This is a genomic window from Plantactinospora sp. CA-294935, from assembly GCF_050936445.1.
GTDB lineage: Bacteria > Actinomycetota > Actinomycetes > Mycobacteriales > Micromonosporaceae > Plantactinospora.
Genome location: NZ_JBNJMU010000001.1, coordinates 313,820 through 329,871, shown reverse-complemented (window position 1 = coordinate 329,871; position 16,052 = coordinate 313,820). Strand labels below are relative to the sequence as shown.

At 74.4% G+C, this 16,052-nt stretch carries 14 protein-coding genes; 9 read left to right on the top strand and 5 right to left on the bottom strand.

Going from position 1 to position 16,052, the window contains the following annotated elements; all coding sequences use genetic code 11:
* Window positions 1-23: 23 nt before the first annotated feature.
* The 5 genes from ACQEVC_RS01565 to ACQEVC_RS01545 all read right to left on the bottom strand — a co-directional run bounded on the left by ACQEVC_RS01565 (window position 24) and on the right by ACQEVC_RS01545 (window position 7,732).
* Window positions 24-2,555, bottom strand: a complete 2,532-nt coding sequence (locus ACQEVC_RS01565) for an ATP-binding protein (protein WP_432872634.1) — start codon at window positions 2,553-2,555, stop codon at window positions 24-26.
* 106 nt (window positions 2,556-2,661) lie between these two features.
* On the bottom strand, window positions 2,662-3,351 hold the full coding sequence (locus tag ACQEVC_RS01560) for a response regulator (RefSeq protein WP_432872632.1): 690 nt from the start codon (window positions 3,349-3,351) through the stop codon (window positions 2,662-2,664).
* Window positions 3,348-4,523 carry a sensor histidine kinase gene (locus ACQEVC_RS01555; protein WP_432872630.1) on the bottom strand — a complete coding sequence of 392 codons (1,176 nt, stop codon included), beginning with the start codon at window positions 4,521-4,523 and terminating at the stop codon, window positions 3,348-3,350. The genes ACQEVC_RS01560 and ACQEVC_RS01555 overlap by 4 nt, the downstream gene beginning before the upstream one ends.
* 78 nt (window positions 4,524-4,601) lie before the next feature.
* Window positions 4,602-6,827 (bottom strand): MMPL family transporter, encoded by a 2,226-nt coding sequence (locus tag ACQEVC_RS01550; RefSeq protein WP_432872628.1) that lies wholly within the window; start codon window positions 6,825-6,827, stop codon window positions 4,602-4,604.
* A gap of 257 nt (window positions 6,828-7,084) precedes the next feature.
* On the bottom strand, window positions 7,085-7,732 hold the full coding sequence (locus ACQEVC_RS01545) for an HD domain-containing protein (RefSeq protein ID WP_432872626.1): 648 nt from the start codon (window positions 7,730-7,732) through the stop codon (window positions 7,085-7,087).
* 129 nt (window positions 7,733-7,861) lie between these two features.
* On the opposite strand from ACQEVC_RS01545, the gene ACQEVC_RS01540 reads away from it, so the two are divergent.
* From ACQEVC_RS01540 to ACQEVC_RS01500, 9 genes are all read left to right on the top strand, one after another.
* Window positions 7,862-9,451, top strand: coding sequence for a phenylacetate--CoA ligase family protein (locus tag ACQEVC_RS01540; protein WP_432872624.1), 1,590 nt, complete (start codon window positions 7,862-7,864; stop codon window positions 9,449-9,451).
* Between the two features lie 3 nt (window positions 9,452-9,454).
* The gene (locus ACQEVC_RS01535; protein WP_432872622.1) at window positions 9,455-9,895 is read left to right on the top strand and encodes a DUF4188 domain-containing protein; all 441 of its coding nucleotides are present in this window, start codon (window positions 9,455-9,457) and stop codon (window positions 9,893-9,895) included.
* On the top strand, window positions 9,892-10,983 hold the full coding sequence (locus tag ACQEVC_RS01530) for a GNAT family N-acetyltransferase (RefSeq protein WP_432872620.1): 1,092 nt from the start codon (window positions 9,892-9,894) through the stop codon (window positions 10,981-10,983). Before ACQEVC_RS01535 ends, ACQEVC_RS01530 begins: the two co-directional genes overlap by 4 nt.
* Window positions 10,984-11,967: a nitroreductase gene (locus tag ACQEVC_RS01525; RefSeq protein ID WP_432872619.1), complete on the top strand. Its 984-nt coding sequence runs from the start codon at window positions 10,984-10,986 to the stop codon at window positions 11,965-11,967. It begins immediately after the preceding gene.
* A 97-nt stretch (window positions 11,968-12,064) separates the two neighbouring features.
* Window positions 12,065-12,619: a S26 family signal peptidase gene (locus ACQEVC_RS01520; protein ID WP_432872617.1), complete on the top strand. Its 555-nt coding sequence runs from the start codon at window positions 12,065-12,067 to the stop codon at window positions 12,617-12,619.
* 151 nt (window positions 12,620-12,770) lie between these two features.
* Entirely contained in the window at window positions 12,771-12,971 is a 201-nt protein-coding gene (locus tag ACQEVC_RS01515; RefSeq protein WP_346256102.1) for a hypothetical protein, read from the top strand.
* A gap of 85 nt (window positions 12,972-13,056) precedes the next feature.
* Entirely contained in the window at window positions 13,057-13,560 is a 504-nt protein-coding gene (locus tag ACQEVC_RS01510; protein WP_432872615.1) for a MauE/DoxX family redox-associated membrane protein, read from the top strand.
* Window positions 13,561-13,582: 22 nt separating this feature from the next.
* Window positions 13,583-14,125, top strand: a complete 543-nt coding sequence (locus ACQEVC_RS01505) for a TlpA family protein disulfide reductase (RefSeq protein WP_432872613.1) — start codon at window positions 13,583-13,585, stop codon at window positions 14,123-14,125.
* On the top strand, window positions 14,122-16,050 hold the full coding sequence (locus tag ACQEVC_RS01500; RefSeq protein WP_432872611.1) for an ABC transporter ATP-binding protein: 1,929 nt from the start codon (window positions 14,122-14,124) through the stop codon (window positions 16,048-16,050). The genes ACQEVC_RS01505 and ACQEVC_RS01500 overlap by 4 nt, the downstream gene beginning before the upstream one ends.
* Window positions 16,051-16,052 lie beyond the last annotated feature (2 nt).

The window sequence follows — 16,052 nt, the reverse complement described above, 5'->3', positions numbered from 1 at the left end:
CGGGTGGGCGGCACCGGGTGTGCTCAGGGCGGTGACCCGTCCGGAGCGCACCCGGCGTCCGCCCGGACCCGGGCCTCGACCTCGGTACACAACCTGCTGCGGAGCTGTTCGGCGTCCGGGTGACCGAGCCGGTCGAGGATGTCGAGGGCCTGCTGCCAGGCTGTCCGGGCCGGCTCGGCGGCCCCGGTGGCGTGCTGGGTGTCGCCCAGATGGGTCAGGGTGGTGGCCTCGTGGTAGCGCTCGCCGGCCTCCCGCCACAGCGCGAGCGCCTGTTCGTAGCAGTCGACGGCCTGCCGGTGATCCCCGAGGTGGTGGTGTGCGGTGCCGAGGCTGTCCCAGGTGTGCGCCTGCCAGTACCGGTTGCCGACCCGCTGCTGCTCGACGAGGGCCTGCTGGCAGTAGCCGAGCGCCCGCCGGTGGTCGCCGAGCTGGATGTGGTACCAGCCGATGTTGTTGAGCGCGTTGGCCCGGCCGGCCGCGTGGTCGACCGCGTCGAACAGGTCGAAGGCCCGCCGCGCGTGGTGCAGGGCCTGTGCGTAGCGCCCCCGGCGTTCGGCCAGGATGCCGAGATTGAGCTGGGTACGGGCACTGCCGACCCGGTCGCCGAGTGCGCCGTAGAGGTCGAGGGACTGCCTCAGGTGGTGGTGGGCCTCGTCGAACTCGCCCAGTCGCAGGCACGCGATCGCCCGGTTGCGGTGGGCCCGGGCCTGGCCGTTCCGGTCGCCCACCCGCGAGGCGGCGAGCAGCGCCAGGTGCTGTGCGGTGGACTGGTCCTGCCAGGCTCCCAGCCGGTCCAGGTAGGTGTTCATCGTCCAGGCGAGCTGCCACGCGTGCACGTCGAAGCCGGTGGCGGCGGCCTGGGCGACCGCGGCGAGCAGTACCCGGTGCTCGACGGTGAGCCAGCGCCACGCCTCGGTGTCGTCGGCCAGGTCCGGCAGCACCGCACCGGGCTGTGCCGGTGGCAGGCTGATGTCGTCCCGGTGGCGGTGCACCAGCAGGTCCGCGGCGTGTGTGGTGTGCAGGTAGTGGTCGAAGAGCCGGCCCAACGCGGCGCGGCATGCCGGATCGGAGTCGTCCGGGCCGGCCTGCTCGGCGGCGTAGGCCCGGAGCAGGTCGTGCAGGGTGTACCGACCGGGGGTGTGCTCGGTGACCAGGTTCGCCCGGGCCAGCGTCGCCAGCGACCGCCGGACCTCCGGCACGGCCAGGCCGGCGAGGCTCGCCGCCGCCGTCACCGACAGGTCCGGTCCGGGGTGCAGGCCGAGCAGCCGGAACAGGCGCGCGCTGGCCGGATCCAGGTTCCGCAGGGACCAGGAGAAGACCGTCCGGATGTCGGTGCCGGTCTCGGCCCCGGCGAACCCGTCCAGGCTGGCCCGGGTGTCGCCCAGTTCGTCGGCGAGCCGGGCCAGCCGGAAGTCCGGGTGGGTGGCCGCGCGGGCGGCGACGATGGCCAGCGCCAGCGGCAGCCCGGCGGAGGCGGCGACGATCCGATCGGTCGCCTCCGGCTCCCGGGCGACCCGATCGGGACCGAGACGCCGGCCGAGCAGCTCGCGCGCCTCCGGCCCGGGCAACGGGTCCAGGACCAGCGGGTACGCGCCCATCTCGGCGACGAGTGCCGGCATCTGGTTGCGGCTGGTCACCACCACCAGGCAGCCCGGCGACCCGGGCAGCAGCGGGCGTACCTGGTCGGCGTCGTGGGCGTTGTCCAGCAGCACCAGCACCCGCTTGCCGGCGAGCAGGCTGCGGTAGAGCCCGGCCCGGGCGGCCAGCCCCACCGGGATCCGCTCCGCCGGCAGGGCAAGGGCTTCCAGGAAGTCGCGCAGCGCCTGTTCCGGCCCGGTCGCCGGCCCGGTGGGGTCGAAGCCGCGCAGGTCGACGTAGAGCTGCCCGTCGGGAAACCGGTCGGCCACCTGGTGCGCCCAGCACACCGCGAGGGCGGTCTTGCCGATCCCGGCCGTCCCGCCGATGGCCGAGATCAGCACCGCCCCCGGCGGGCCGGCCGACTCGGCGAGCAGCTCGGTCAGGGCGGCGACCTCCGCCGCCCGCCCCGCGAAGTGCCGCAGCGCGGCCGGCAACTGCCGGGGCACCACCGGCAGGTCGGCGGTCGGCGCCTCCGTCGCGACCGGCCCCGCCGGCCGGCCGGGCGCCGCCGGGTCGGGCGGAGCCGGTCGCACCGACGGGTCGACGCGGGCGGCATGGCGGCCGATCTCGGTGTACGCGGCGACGCCGAGCCGGTCGGCCGCCCGGGCGCTGTCCACGGCTCGCAGCAGCCGCCAGTGCGCGGCATCCCACCGGCTCAGGTCGGTCAGCTCCGCCGGGACCCGGGCACCGACCTGCTCGGCGTAGCCCAGACAGGCGTGCACGTACGCGAGGACGAACTCCCAGTCCGGAAGCGACTTGGCGTTCAGCTTGTCGCTGAGTGTGGTCCGGGCGAGCGGCTTTCCCAACCGGGCGGCGACCGCGACCAGGTTGTTCAACGACGGCGCACCGGCGAGTTGCCGGAGCCGCGTCAGTTCGGCGACGAACCGGAGCAACGCCCCCCGACCGGTCTCCCGCATCCCGCACCTTCTCCCGGCGTACGGCACCTTCGCTCGGCGTACCGGCACCCCGACCGGGCTTCGAGGAAGGTGCACCCAGGATAGTCCGGGCCGCCAATCGCATCGATCATCGTCGTACCAGGCCGGTCCGGTAGGCGATCACGACAAGTTGGGTACGGTCCCGGGCGTGCAGCTTGGTCATGGCGCGCTGGATGTGGGTACGCACGGTCAGCGGGCTGACCACGAGCCGCTCGGCGATCTCGGCGTTCGACCTGCCCTCGGCGGCCAGCACCAGCACCTCGCGCTCCCGGGGCGTGAGCGTCGCCAGCCGCGCGACGGATCCGGCGGGCGGGTCCGGCTCGGCGGTGCTGAGGAAGCGGCTGATCAGGGCCCGGGTCGCCGCGGCCGACAGCAGCGCCTCGCCGGCCGCGACGGTGCGGATCCCGTCGAGCAGCCCGTCGGCGGAGACGTCCTTGCCGAGGAAGCCGCTGGCGCCCGCGCGCAGAGCCCGGGCGACGTACTCCTCGGTCTCGAAGGTGGTGAGCACGAGCACCCGGGTGGCGGCGAGGGTCGGGTCGGCGCAGATGGCGGCGGTGGCGTCGAGGCCGTTGACCCGGGGCATCCGGATGTCCATCAGGACGACGGCCGGGTGATGGGCGCGGGCCAGCGCCACCGCCTCCTCGCCGTCGGCAGCCTCGCCCACCACCGCCATGTCGGGGTTGGCCTCGATCAGCAACCGGAAGGTCGCCCGGAGTAGCGCCTGGTCGTCGGCGAGCAGGACCCGGATGGCCCCGGGGCGGTCCTCGACGGCGGTCACGATCGGATCGGCAGCTCGGTGGCGACGGTGAACCCGCCGGTGGAGCGCGCTCCGGCCCGGAACCGGCCGCCCGCCGAGTGGGCGCGCTCGCGCATGCCGACGATGCCGAAGCCCTCGCCCGGCGACCCGGCGGCGGAGGCGGTGGGTACGGAGTCGTTGCTGACCGTGATGGTCAGCCGGTCTGTGCCGTAGGCCAGCCGCACCGAGGCGGTGCTGGTGGCGGCGTGTCTGGTCACGTTGGTGAGCGCCTCCTGCACGATCCGGTACGCCGTCAGGTCGACGCCCGGGGAGAGTTGCCGCGCTTCGCCCTCGACGGTCACCTGGACGTCGAGCCCGGCGGAGGCGAACGCGGCGGTGAGTTCCGGGAGCTGCCCGAGCCCGGGCGCGGGTTCCAGCGGGGAGTTCGGGTCGCCGGGCTGCCGCAGCAGGCCGACCGTGGCCTTGAGTTCACGCAGCGCGGCGGAGGTGGTGCCGGTCAGCTCGGTGAGGATCCGGGGTACCTGGTCGGACCGGTCGCGTGCCAGGTAGGCGGCCGTGCCGGCCTGGGCGTTGGCCAGGGCCAGGTGGTGGGCGACGACGTCGTGCAGTTCGCGGGCGATGCGTACCCGCTCCTCGGCGACCCGGTGCCGGGCCTCCTCCTCGCGGCTCCGCTCGGCGTACTCCGCGCGGGCGGTGACGGCGGCCAGGTAGGCGTGCCGGAGCCGGGTGGCCTCGGCCAGCGCGACCGGCAGCAGCAGGAAGAGCAGGGGGTTGAGGACGGTCAGCAGCCACGGATAGCCGTAGTCGTCGCCGACGAGTGCCGACACCACCACCGCGACGGTGGTCCCGAGGTAGTACCGCCGGAGGGTCCGGCCCGGGACCAGCACGGCCAACTCGTAGAGCGCGACCATCAGCGGGGCGAGCAGCAACGGCGTGACCAGGTAGCCGAACCCGCCGGCGGCGCTGGCACAGACCGCCGTGACCAGCACCACGGCACGCGGGTGGCTGCGCCGCCAGAGCAGCGCCAGCGCGCCGAGCAGGACCAGCGGGACCGCGGAGCGCCAGCTCAGGTTGTCGGTGCCGGAGAGGTCGCTGTTCAGCGAGGTGGGACCGGCGGCCGCGCAGACCAGCAGGGCGACCAGGGCTGCGTCGACGAGCCGGGGGTGCTCCCGGGCGTACTGGCTGATCGTCATGACAGGCTCCGGCCGGCGTGGTCTGGAGTTCCATGGTCGATGATGCCCGCACCGCGAGCTGACCCGGGTTGCCGCAGCTCATCCCGGCGATGACTGCCGGCCGGCCACCGGTACCGGGTCGACGGTCGGGGTGCCGTCGGTGGTGTGCCGGTGGCGGCGCAGGGCCTCGCCTTCCAGGTCGAGGCGGGGCAGCAGCCGGTCCAGCCAGTGCGGCAGCGCCCAGGCCCGCTCGCCGAGCAGCGCGAGCAGCGCGGGCCCCAGGGCCATCCGGACGACGAAGGCGTCGAAGAGTACGGCGGCGGCCAGGCTGAACCCGATCATCTTGATCATGGCCAGGTCGGCACCGACGAACCCGGCGAAGACGGCGATCATGATCAGCGCGGCGGCCACCACCACCCGGGCGCTGTGCCGGAAGCCGGTGACCACCGCCTGGCGGGCGGGCTCCCCGTGGCTGTGCGCCTCCCGCATCCGCGAGACAAGGAACACCTCGTAGTCCATGGCCAGGCCGAAGATGATCCCGACCAGCGTGATCGGCATCAGGCTGATGATCGGCCCGGTCTGTTCGAGGCCGATCAGGTCGGCACCCCAGCCCCACTGGAAGACCGCGACGACCGCGCCGACCGAGGCGAGTAGCGACAGCAGGAAGCCGAAGACGGCCTTCAGCGGTACCAGCAGCGAGCGGAAGATCACCACCAGCAGCAGGAAGGCCAGGCCGAGCACGATCGCCAGGTACGGGACGAGCGCCCCCGGCACCTTCCGGGCGACGTCGATCTCCACCGCCGTGCTGCCGGTGACCAGGAACGTCGCGCCGGTGCCGGCCACGGTGCCCGGCCGCGCGTCGCGGATGCGTCCGAGCAGGTCCCCGGTCTGCTCGCTGGTCGGCGAACTGGCCGGGACGGCGGTGAACAGCGCGGTGTCGCCGGCCGGGTTGAACTGTGCCGGGGAGACCGACACCACACCGGGGGTCGTGGCGATCGTCGCCCCGATGGTCCGCGCCGCCGCCTGCGGATCGGCCGCGTTCCGGGCGTCCACCACGACGACCAGCGGGCCGTTGACGCCCGGCCCGAAGCCGGCGGCCAGCGCGTCGTACGCCCGGCGTTCCGTGGTCGCGGTCGACCGGCTCTCGTCGCCGGGCATGCCCAGCCGCAGGTCCAGCACCGGAACGGCGAGCAGCACCAGGCCGGCGACCGAGCCGAGCAGCACGGCCATGGGCCGGCGCAGCACGAACCGCGCCCACCGGGTGCCGAGGTTGTCGGCCGTACCCGCCGAACCGGTCGCCCGGCCGCGGCGGACCCGCCGGGCAAGTACGGCGTCCGGGCAGAAGGCCAGCAGCGCGGGGACCAGGGTCACCGCGATCAGCACCGCGACGATCACCGCTCCGGCGGCGCTCAGGCCCATCCTGGCCGCCGTCGGAATGCCGACCGCCGCTAGCCCGGCCAGCGCGATGACCACGGTCAGCCCGGCGACCACCACCGCCGAGCCGGCGGTGCCGACGGCCAGCCCGGCGGCTTCCCGCGGCGGGTGCCCCTGGGCGCGTTCCTCCCGATAGCGGGAGACCACGAAGAGGGCGTAGTCGATCCCGACCGCGAGCCCGAGCATGGCGGCCAGGGTGGTGCTCGCGGTGGAGAGCCCGAAGTACGCGCCGACCGCGAAGATCGCCAGCATGCTGACGCCCACCCCGAGCACGGCGGTCAGCAGCGGCAACCCCGCCGCCACCAGCGAGCCGAATGTGACCAGCAGGACCAGCGCGGCGAGCCCGATTCCCACCACCTCGCTCACCCCGCCGACCTCGGGCTCGCTGGCCAGCACCGGCCCGCCGACCTCCACCGTCAACCCGGCCGCCCGAGCCCGGTCCACCGCCTCCCGCAACTGCTGCCGGCTGGTATCGGTCAGGTCGTCGGCCGGCGCCGCGTACGTGACGGTCGCGTACCCGGTGGAGCCGTCCGCGCTCACCGCGCGGGCCCGGAACGGGTCGATGGCGGCGGCGACCTGGCTGCCCCGGGACGCCTCGGTGACGAGCCGGTCGACGATCGCCCGGTTGCCGGCGTCGGTCAGCCGCTCCCCGGCCGGGGCGACGAAGACGACCCGCGCGCTCGTCTGCTCGGCGTTGCCGGGGAAGCGCTGCCGCATCAGCTCGAACGCGTCGCTCGCCTCGATCCCCGGCATCGTCCCGGAATCCTCGGGCAGTTCCGCCGCCGTGCGGGACGCGAGCCCGACGCCGCCCAGCACCGCCAACCAGACCAGCAGGACGTACCAGCGACGGCGGAAGGCCAGCCGGCCGAGTCGGTAGAGAAACGTAGCCACGGGACAGGGGCCTCCGGGATCGGGATCGGTTGCCCCCTCAGAGTCGGCCCCGGGAACCGTCCCGTCGTCGTGCGGCTGCTGGCACCCCGACTACGGAAATCGCAGTACGCCGCACGGCGGTCCCGGTGGCGGTGGTCAGTGAACCTTTTCAACCTCGTCCTGCGCTCCGGTGGGCCGCGGACATCCGTACCCGGGAAACGGGCTTGGCCGCAAGGTCGGGCGCGGTGCGTGAGCGCCGCGCGGTTCAGGCTGAAGGTTCAGTCGGGGACGCCGAGCCCGGCCAACTCGCGGCGCAGGTTGGCCCGGGCCGGCCGTTCGCCCCGGCGGGTCAGTTCCGGTGTGTGGTAGAGCGCCGGAAGGGCGAGCAGGTTCCGCAGTACGGCCGCACGACCGGCCCGGAACGACGAATCGGGGACGTGCGCGTACTCGGCCCGGATCGCGGCGGCGTAGCGGTCGTACCCGGCGGCGGGGGCGGCCAGGATCGCCAGGTCGGCGTCGCAGAGCAGGGCGCCGTCCCGGTCCTCCGGCGCGGCCCGGTGCCCGGCGGTGAGCAGCACCAGCCGGACCACCTCGGCCACCGCCTCCGCCGGTATGCCGAGCCCGGTCAGCAGGCCGGCGCCGAGTTCCGCGCTCGCCCGCTCGTTGGCGTCGCCGCCCGCCCGGGGGTCGTAGACCGCGTCGTGGCACCAGGCCGCCAGCCGGACCAGGTCGGGCCGGACGGCATGGTCCGCCGCTTCGTCCACCACCGCGAGTACGGCCGCCAGGTGCCGCACGTCGTGGTAGCGCCGGTGCGACTCGCGCCAGCGCTGGAGCAACTCGGCACCGGCGACGGTGATGGTCGCCTCGTCCCGGGTGGCTCCGGCCGCCACGGCCGCCGTACGCCACCGGGTCAGCAGTCCGGTCACCCGCCGAGTCTGGCAAGCTGTACCCGGCGGCGGCAAGCACCCGCTGCCCACGGCGCCACCGCTACCGGCCAGCCAGGACTGGGTACGGATGCTCAGGTTCGCGCAGCCGGGCCGGCCGACACTGCTGTGATGACCGAGACGTTGCGTCGGTACCCCGCTCCGTCCACATTCACGTCACCAGGTCTGACCCTTCGCGAACGCTGGCGCCGGGCCCGCCTGTCGCTCGCCGGGCGGCTCCGCACAGCCGTGTTCCGGCTCGCCCTCCGGCACCCGGCCGGCTGGCGGTGGCTGGCCGGCCGGCACCACCCGGCCCTCGACCGGATCGCGGCGGCGAACGCGCGGGCGGTCTGCGCGCTCGCCGCACTGGACGTCCCGGCGTACCGGGCCTTCCTGCGGGCCCGGCCGGCGCAGGGACGGGTCCGCCGCCGGCTCGACGAGTTCCCGGAGACCGACAAGGAGAACTACGTCGTGCCGCACGACGCCGCCCGGCGCTGCTGGGGCGGCCACCTGCCGGCCCGGGGCGTGGTGGTGGACGAGTCGGCCGGCTCGTCGGGCCGGCCGTTCAACTGGCCGCGCGGCGAACGCGAACTGCGCGCGGTGCACCACGACATCGCCGGCTACACCAGCCTGGTCTTCCCGATGCGCCGGCCGTTCGTCATCAACGCCTACTCGATGGGCGCCTGGGCGACCGGGACCACCACCGGCGCCGCGATGGCCCGGATCGCGGTGGTGAAGAACACCGGCCCCGACCTCGGCAAGATCATCGATACCCTTCACGAGTTCGGGCCGGACTTCGACTACCTGGTGACCGCGTACCCGCCGTTCCTGAAGCACCTGCGGGACCGGCTCGACGCCGACGGCTTCCCGTGGTCGGACTACCGCATCTCGGCCAGTTGCGGTGGCGAGGGGATGACCGAGGCGTTGCGGAGCTATCTGGAGGAGCGGTTCGCCCGGGTACGGTCCGCGTACGGCGCCTCGGACCTGACCATCGGGATCGGCGCGGAGACCGCGTTCACGGTCTGGCTGCGCCGTCGACTGTGGACCGATTCCGGGTTCCGGGCGGCGCTGCTCGGCGAGCGGGAACAGCGGCTGCCGATGGTGTTCCAGTACAACCCGCTGGCCACCTATCTGGAGACCAACGAACGGCGCGAACTGCTCTGCACGGTGACCAGCCTGGACGTGCTCCAGCCACGGCTGCGCTACAACGTCGGCGACGAGGCGGTGCTGCTGCCGTACCGGAGGATCCTCGACCTGGTCCGGGACGACCCGGAGTGCCGGGCCGAGTGCCGGGCGGCGGTGGCCGGCGAGCGGATGACCCTGCCGGTGCTGCTGCTCTTCGGCCGGCGCGACTCGACGGTCTCCTACCTCGGCGCCAACCTCTACCCCCAGGACGTCGAGTACGGCCTCTACGCCGGTAACCCGTACGCCGGCGAGATCAGCCGGTTCCGGCTGGCGCTGGTCGAGGACGCGGGGCTGGAGAGCCGGCCGGTGGTGCACCTGGAGTTGCGCCGCCCGCTGGCCGGACCGGTCCGGGACGCCCTCGCCACGGCCTGCCGGGACGGGGTACGCCGGCACCTCGCCGCCGTCTCCCGGGACTTCGCGCAGTCGTTGACCGAGGACCCGACCGCCGGTGAGCTGAGGGTGGAACTGCACGAGCCGGGTACCGGCCCGTTCGCCGGAGAGCAGAAGATCAAGAACGTCTACCTGCTGGGAGGTTGAGGAATGCGTACCCGGGATTTCTCCCAGGCTCCGGCGCAGGCCCGGGCCGGCGCGATGTTCATCGGCGCGACCCGCTACCGGAGCCCGCTGGCGATCCTGCGGCTCTGGCCGGTCTGGCTCCGGATGGTCCGCGACCTCCGGCGGATGTCCGGATACCGCTGGCACACCGTCTACTGGGAGTTTCCGTTCACCCTCGGCACCATCGCGTTCTTCGCCGACCGGGACGCGATGCTGCGGTTCGCCCGCTCCCGGCACCACCGGAGGCTGATGATGTGGGTCACCGACGGCACCCGGAACGCGACCGCCGGCTACATCCGGCTCTACACCGCCGAGCCGGACGGCTACTCCAACGGGACGTGGCGGGCCGAGTCCACCGAGATGGCGCACATCCCGACCTTCACCCCGCTCGGCACCGAGACGACCGGACCGGCGGTGCGGCGGTGACCAGCGCCGCGACGACCACGCTGGAACGCGTCGTCGACCGGCGCGGGCTGCGGGACTTCCTCGCCGTCTCCGACCGGGTGTACGCGGACGAGCCGCGCTTCGTGCCGCCGACGCGCGCGCAGGTCCGGCGCTGGTGGCGCGAGGGTGTGCCGATGTACCTGCTCCGGGACGCCGACACCGGTGCGGCGGTGGGCCGGACCACGCTGCACACCGACGCCGGCCTCGACGCCAAACTCGGCCGGCGGTGCCAGCTCTTCGGGCTGACCGAGTTCACCGAGCCGGCGGCGGAGCCGCTCTTCGAGGCGATCACCGCGGCCGGCCGGGCCGCCGGTGACCGGGAGGTGCTCTTCGGGCCGGTGGCGTTGCTGCCCAACGAGGCCGGTGGGGTCATCACCTCCGGGTACGCCGACCGCGGCTTCGTCGACAGCGCCTACAACCCGCCGAGGTACGTGACCGGCTACGAGTCGTACGGCTTCGCCCGGCGGTTCGAGTCGGACACCTGGATCTGCCCGGTGACCCCCGCCCCGGCCGGCTCCGACCCGCTGCTGGAGGATCCGCAGCTACGAGTGCACCGGGGCGACCTGCGGCGGCTGGACGAGCAACTCGATCTGCTGCGCGAACTGCTGAACGCCTCCTTCGCCCAGCTCGGCTACTACACCGAGATCTCGGCCGAGCAGTTGCGCCGGCAGACCGACGGGTTGGCGTACCTGCTGGACGAGTCGTTGCTGCTCTATCTGACCCGGGCCGAGCGGCCGGTGGCCTTCGTGCTCTGCATCCCGGACATCAGCGAGTTCGTGATCCGGGTGCGCGGCAACCTCAACCTGGTCAACCAGCTCCGGCTGCTGGCGACCCGGCGGCGGTACCGGCGGGAGGCGGTACTGATCGTCAAGGGCGTGCTCCCGGAATACCAGGGGCGCGGCTACCAGCGGATGCTCTCCGCGCAACTGCACCGGAACCTGCACGCCGGGGGCTACACCACGCTGCGCAGCACGTACGTCGGCCGGGACAACCCGGCCTCGGCCGCGCAGTTCCGGGCGATGGGCGGCCGGCCGCTGCACGGGTACACCTTCTACGAGAAGGCGTTGTAGGTGGACGTCGCGGCGTTCCGGGCACTGGAGCCGCTCTGCTGGCGGGCGCCGAGTGCGCACAACACCCAGCCGTGGCGGCTCGACCACCGGGCCGCGGAGATCCGGGTGGGCTGGGATCCGGCGGACGCGCTGCCGGCGGCCGACCCGACGGGGCGGGACCTGTGGCTGTCGCTCGGCGCGTTCGTGGAGACCTGCCTGGTCGTCGCGGCCGACGCGGGGCTGCGGGTCGGGTTCGTGCCGGACCACTGTGCCGAGGAGCGTCGGGTGGGCTGGCTGCGGGCGTCCGGGAGCCGTTACGACACCCCGTTCGGGACGGCGGAGGTGCGCGGGCGGCGTACCCACCGGGGGCGGTTCTCGGCGGGTCCGCCAACCGACGCGGTCGCGGCGGCCGACGCGGTGGCGCGGGCGGCCGGCGGAGCGGTACGGGTGGTGCCGGACGCCGACCGGCTGGCCCGACTGCTCCGGGTCGCCGACCGGCACCTGTACGCGGATCCGGCGGTCGTCGCCGAGCTGCGGTCCTGGCTGCGGCTCACCCCGGGACACCCCGACTACCACGCCGACGGGCTCACCGACCGCTGCCTGGGACTGTCCCGGACCGAGGCGGCCGGACTGCGGGCGGCACTGGCGGCGTACCCGGTGCTGCGCCGGCTCGGATTACCCCGGCTGCTCGCCGCGGCCGCCGGCAACCCGCTCGCGCTCGGCGGCGCGGTGCTGGTCCTCGTCGGACCGTCCGGAGTGGACGACGCGCGCCTGGTCGGGTTCGGGCGGGTGCTGATGCGGGTCTGGCTGACCCTGCACGCCGCCGGCCTGGCGGCGCATCCGTTGAGCCAACTCGTCGACGCGCCCGCGACCCGCGACGCGCTGGGTTCGGTACTGGGCCTGCCGCCGGAACGGCTGCTGCACGTCGTCCGGGTCGGCCGACCGGCCGGTACGGCGGCACGCTCGGCCCGCCGGACCGACGGCGCCGAGCACGCCGGCGACTGACCGCCCGGCGTACGCCGCCGGGCCGGGTGGCGCGGCCGAGCCGCACTGCGCGTACAACGCGGACACCGCGAAACTGCTGTCGGTACAGTGGTGAGCCATGGACGGGGCGTGGCCTGCCGTGCTTGCCGTCGGGCCGGTAGTGGTGGCGGTGCTCGGCATCGCGCTGCTCCGCAGGCGGTACGTGGTGGTGACCGTGCGCGGTCCCAGCATGGAGCCGGGGTTGCGGGAGGGTGACCGGGTCCTGGTCCGTCGCCGCCGCGCCGCGCAGCTCCGCACCGGCGACCTGGTCGTCTTCGCCGAGGCCCCGGAGCCACCGGTCCGGCCGGCCGGGGCGGCGGCACCGAGGATCACCGGGCCCGACCGCGGCGCTGAATCCGGCGCAGGGCCGGGCCCGACGCGGCCCTCTGTCCCGGACCCGATACCGGGGCGGGCGCGGCCGTCCGACGGGTGGCTGATCAAGCGGGCCGTGGCGGTCGCGGGCGACCCCGTGCCGCACGGTGCCGGGCCGGCACTGGCCACTCTGGACGACGAGATCGTTCCGCCGGACCGGCTGGTCGCGATCGGCGACAACGCGGCGTCGAGCTACGACTCGCGGCACTACGGCTACGTCACCGCCGACCGGCTGCTCGGCGTCGTGCTCCGCCGGATCTGAGTCGGTCCCACCCCGGTCGGATCTGAGTCGGTCCCACCCCGGCTGGATCTGAGTCGCCGGCCGCGGCCGAGCCGCACTATGCGGAAGCTGTATGGCCGGTGTACTGCCGGTGCCTAGCGTGGGGCCCGACCGTTCCGGAAGGGAGTGCAGGATGAAGAGGTTCGTCCGCCGGGTCGCCGACAGGATGGTGACGATGGCCGTGCCGAAGGTCGAGGCACAGGCCCAACCCTGCTGGTGGAGCAGCTACTGCTACTGCCGCTCCAGCTATCTCTACTACGAGCGGTGCTGCGCCCAGGGCACCGGCTACACCTGTAGCTGCCAGGCGCGTACCGGACCCACCGGCTGTCCGTAGCCCACACCTCGGCGGTGCCGGCCCCGTACCGGCACAGCCGGCACCGCCGAGCCGGCATCACGGGGACCGAGGGAGGCGGCAGACGATGGCGTACCTGGGAATCGGCTGCGGGGTGTTGCTGGCCGTGGTCTTCGGCTGGTCGACGGCGAGCAGGCTGCGTTCCCGGCGCGCGTTCGGTGAGTTCGCGGGCTCCCTCACCCCGCTGGTACGCCGTACCGGGGCGGTGGCGGTGCTGCTCACCGTCGTCGAGGCACTGGTGCCGCCGCTGCTGCTGGTGGCGCCGGCCTGGGGCTTCGGGCTGGCCACCGGGCTGCTCGCCGTACTGGCCGCCGGCGTGCTGCTGGTCGTCCGGCGCCGACTGGACGTCCGCTGCCGGTGCTTCGGCAACGGCTCGGCCCGGCTCGGCGTGCGGCACGTCGTACGCAATCTGTTGCTGTTCCTGGTCGCCGGGACGGGCCTGCTCGCGGCGCTGTCGGCCGGTGCGGCCCCGCCCGTCGACGGGCCCGGCGTGCTGCTCTCGGCGGGCGCCGCCGCCATCCTGGCGACCTTCGTCGTCCACCTCGACGACCTCGTCGAGCTGTGGGCGTGACCGACACAGGGGGAGATCCGTCGTGCCCTACCTCGTCGTGGCGACGGTCCTGATAGGACTCGTCGCCGGAGCCAACCTGATTTTCACCTACGGCGTCATCCGGCGGCTGCGCGAGCACACCGCCCGGCTGGACGCGACGGGCGCCGGGCGCCCCGAGTTCGACCTCATCCTGGCGGCGGGCGCCGAACCGGGCCCGCTCGCGCCGGTACGGACCACCACGGGCGAGGCGCTCGGCCCGGACGACCTGGCCGGCGGTGCCCTGGTCGGGTTCTTCTCGCCGGACTGCGCCCCCTGCCGGGAGCAGGCGCCCCGGTTCGCCGAGCGCGCGGCGGCGGGCGGCCGGGAGCGGGTCCTCGCGGTCGCCGTCGGCACACCCGAGGCCACCGGCGAACTGGTGGCCCTGCTCGAACCGGTCGCCCGGGTGGTGATCGAGGTCGAGGAGGGGCCGCTGCACCGGGCGTTCGCGGTCCAGGGCTATCCGGCGATGTGCGTGCTGGACGCCGACGGCCGGGTCAAGGCGGCCGGTTCCGCGGTCGACCGGCTGCCCGAACTGCCGGCGGTATGACCCGGACCGCCGACCCGGAGGCGTGGCGGGCGGCGCCCACGTCGACGCGGCTCGGCGCGGGTACCGCCGGGCGTTATCTGGTCGACGCCCTCGGGCTGGCCTGGCGGGCGGCGCCGGCCGCGACGGTGGCCAAACTGCTGCTCGCGCTCCTGGCCGGCGGCGGGCCGGTGGCGCTGGCCTGGCTCACCAAGCTGGTGGTGGACCGGCTGGCGGCCGGCGAGGCCGGCCGGTACCTCGGCGACGTGCTGCTGCTGGCCGCCGCGCTGGGAGTGGTCGGCGCGGCCGTGGCGGCCCAGCCACACCTGACCGGGTACGTCGACGGCGTCAGCGGCCGGGCGCTCCGGCTGCTGGTGACCGGTCGCCTCTACACGGCGGTGAACGGATTCGCCGGGCTGGCCCGGTTGGAGAACCCCCGCTTCCGCGACCGGCTGCAACTGGCCGAGGGCGCCGGGCGGCTCGGGCCGGCCCAGTGCGTCAGTGGCGGGCTCGGCGTCGCGCAGGGCCTCCTGACCCTGCTCGGCTTCGTCGGCTCCCTGCTGGCCGTCGCCCCGGCGATGGTGCTGGTGGTCGTGGTGGCGGCCGCGCCGACCACCTGGGTGGAGATCCGGCTCAGCCGGCAGCGCGCCGCGCTCGCCTGGCGGCTCGGGCACGCGCAGCGGCGCGAGCTGTTCTACGCCCGGCTGCTGACCAGCCTCGAAGCGGCCAAGGAGATCCGGCTCTTCGGGCTCGGCGACTTCTTCAACACCCGGTTGCTGCGGGAACTGCGGCACGTCAACCGCGAACAGGACACGATGGACCGCCGCGAGATGCTCGGCCAGGCGGGGCTGGCGCTGCTGGCGGCGGCGGTGGCGGCCGGGGGACTGGCCTGGGCGGTTGTGCTCGCGGCCGGCGGGCGGCTCGGCGTCGGCGACGTCACCCTCTTCGTGGCCGCGGTGGCCGGGGTGCAGGCGGCGCTCGGCGGCATGGTGGCGCAGGGCGCGGCGACGCACCACGCGCTGCTGCTCTTCGACCACTACCGGGCGGTGGTGGCCGCGCCGCCCGACCTGCCGGAGCCGGCCCGGCCGGGAGTCGGTCCGGGACCGCTGGAACGCGACGTCGAGCTGCGCGACGTCTGGTTCCGGTACGCCGACGGGCAGCCGTGGGTGCTGCGCGGGGTGGACCTGGTCATCCCTGCCGGCGCCGCGGTGGGACTGGTCGGGCTCAACGGGGCCGGCAAGAGCACCCTGGTCAAGCTGCTGTGCCGGTTCTACGACCCGGTCCGGGGCAGCGTCCGCTGGGACGGCACCGACCTGCGCGAGTACGACGTACGCGGGCTGCGTGAACGGCTCGGCGTGGTGTTCCAGGACTTCATGGGGTACGACCTGTCGGCGGCGGAGAACATCGGCGTCGGCGACCTGGGCCGGCTCGACGACCGGGCGGCGGTGACGGGCGCGGCCCGGCTCGCCGGCTGCCACGAGACCCTCGCCGCGCTGCCCGCCGGATACGACACCCTGCTGTCCCGGATCTTCCTCGACGAGGCGGACGCGTCGGACCCACGGGCCGGCGTCGCGCTCTCCGGCGGGCAGTGGCAGCGGGTGGCGGTCGCCCGTGCCCTGCTGCGGGACCAGCGGGACCTGCTGATCCTGGACGAGCCGACGGCCGGGCTGGACGCCGAGGCCGAGCACGAGGTGCACCGGCGGCTGCGCACGCTCCGGCAGGGGCGTACCAGCCTGCTGATCTCGCACCGGCTCTCCGCCGTCCGGGACGCGGACCTCATCGTGGTGCTGGACGGCGGCCGGATCGTCGAACAGGGATCGCACGAGTCGCTGATCTCCCGTGCCGGCCGGTACGCCCGGCTCTTCCGGCTCCAGGCCAGCGGCTACCAGGTGCCGATGTCGACTGTGGACGGGCCGGTGCCCGGAGTGCGCGGTGGGGGAGCCGGCTGAGA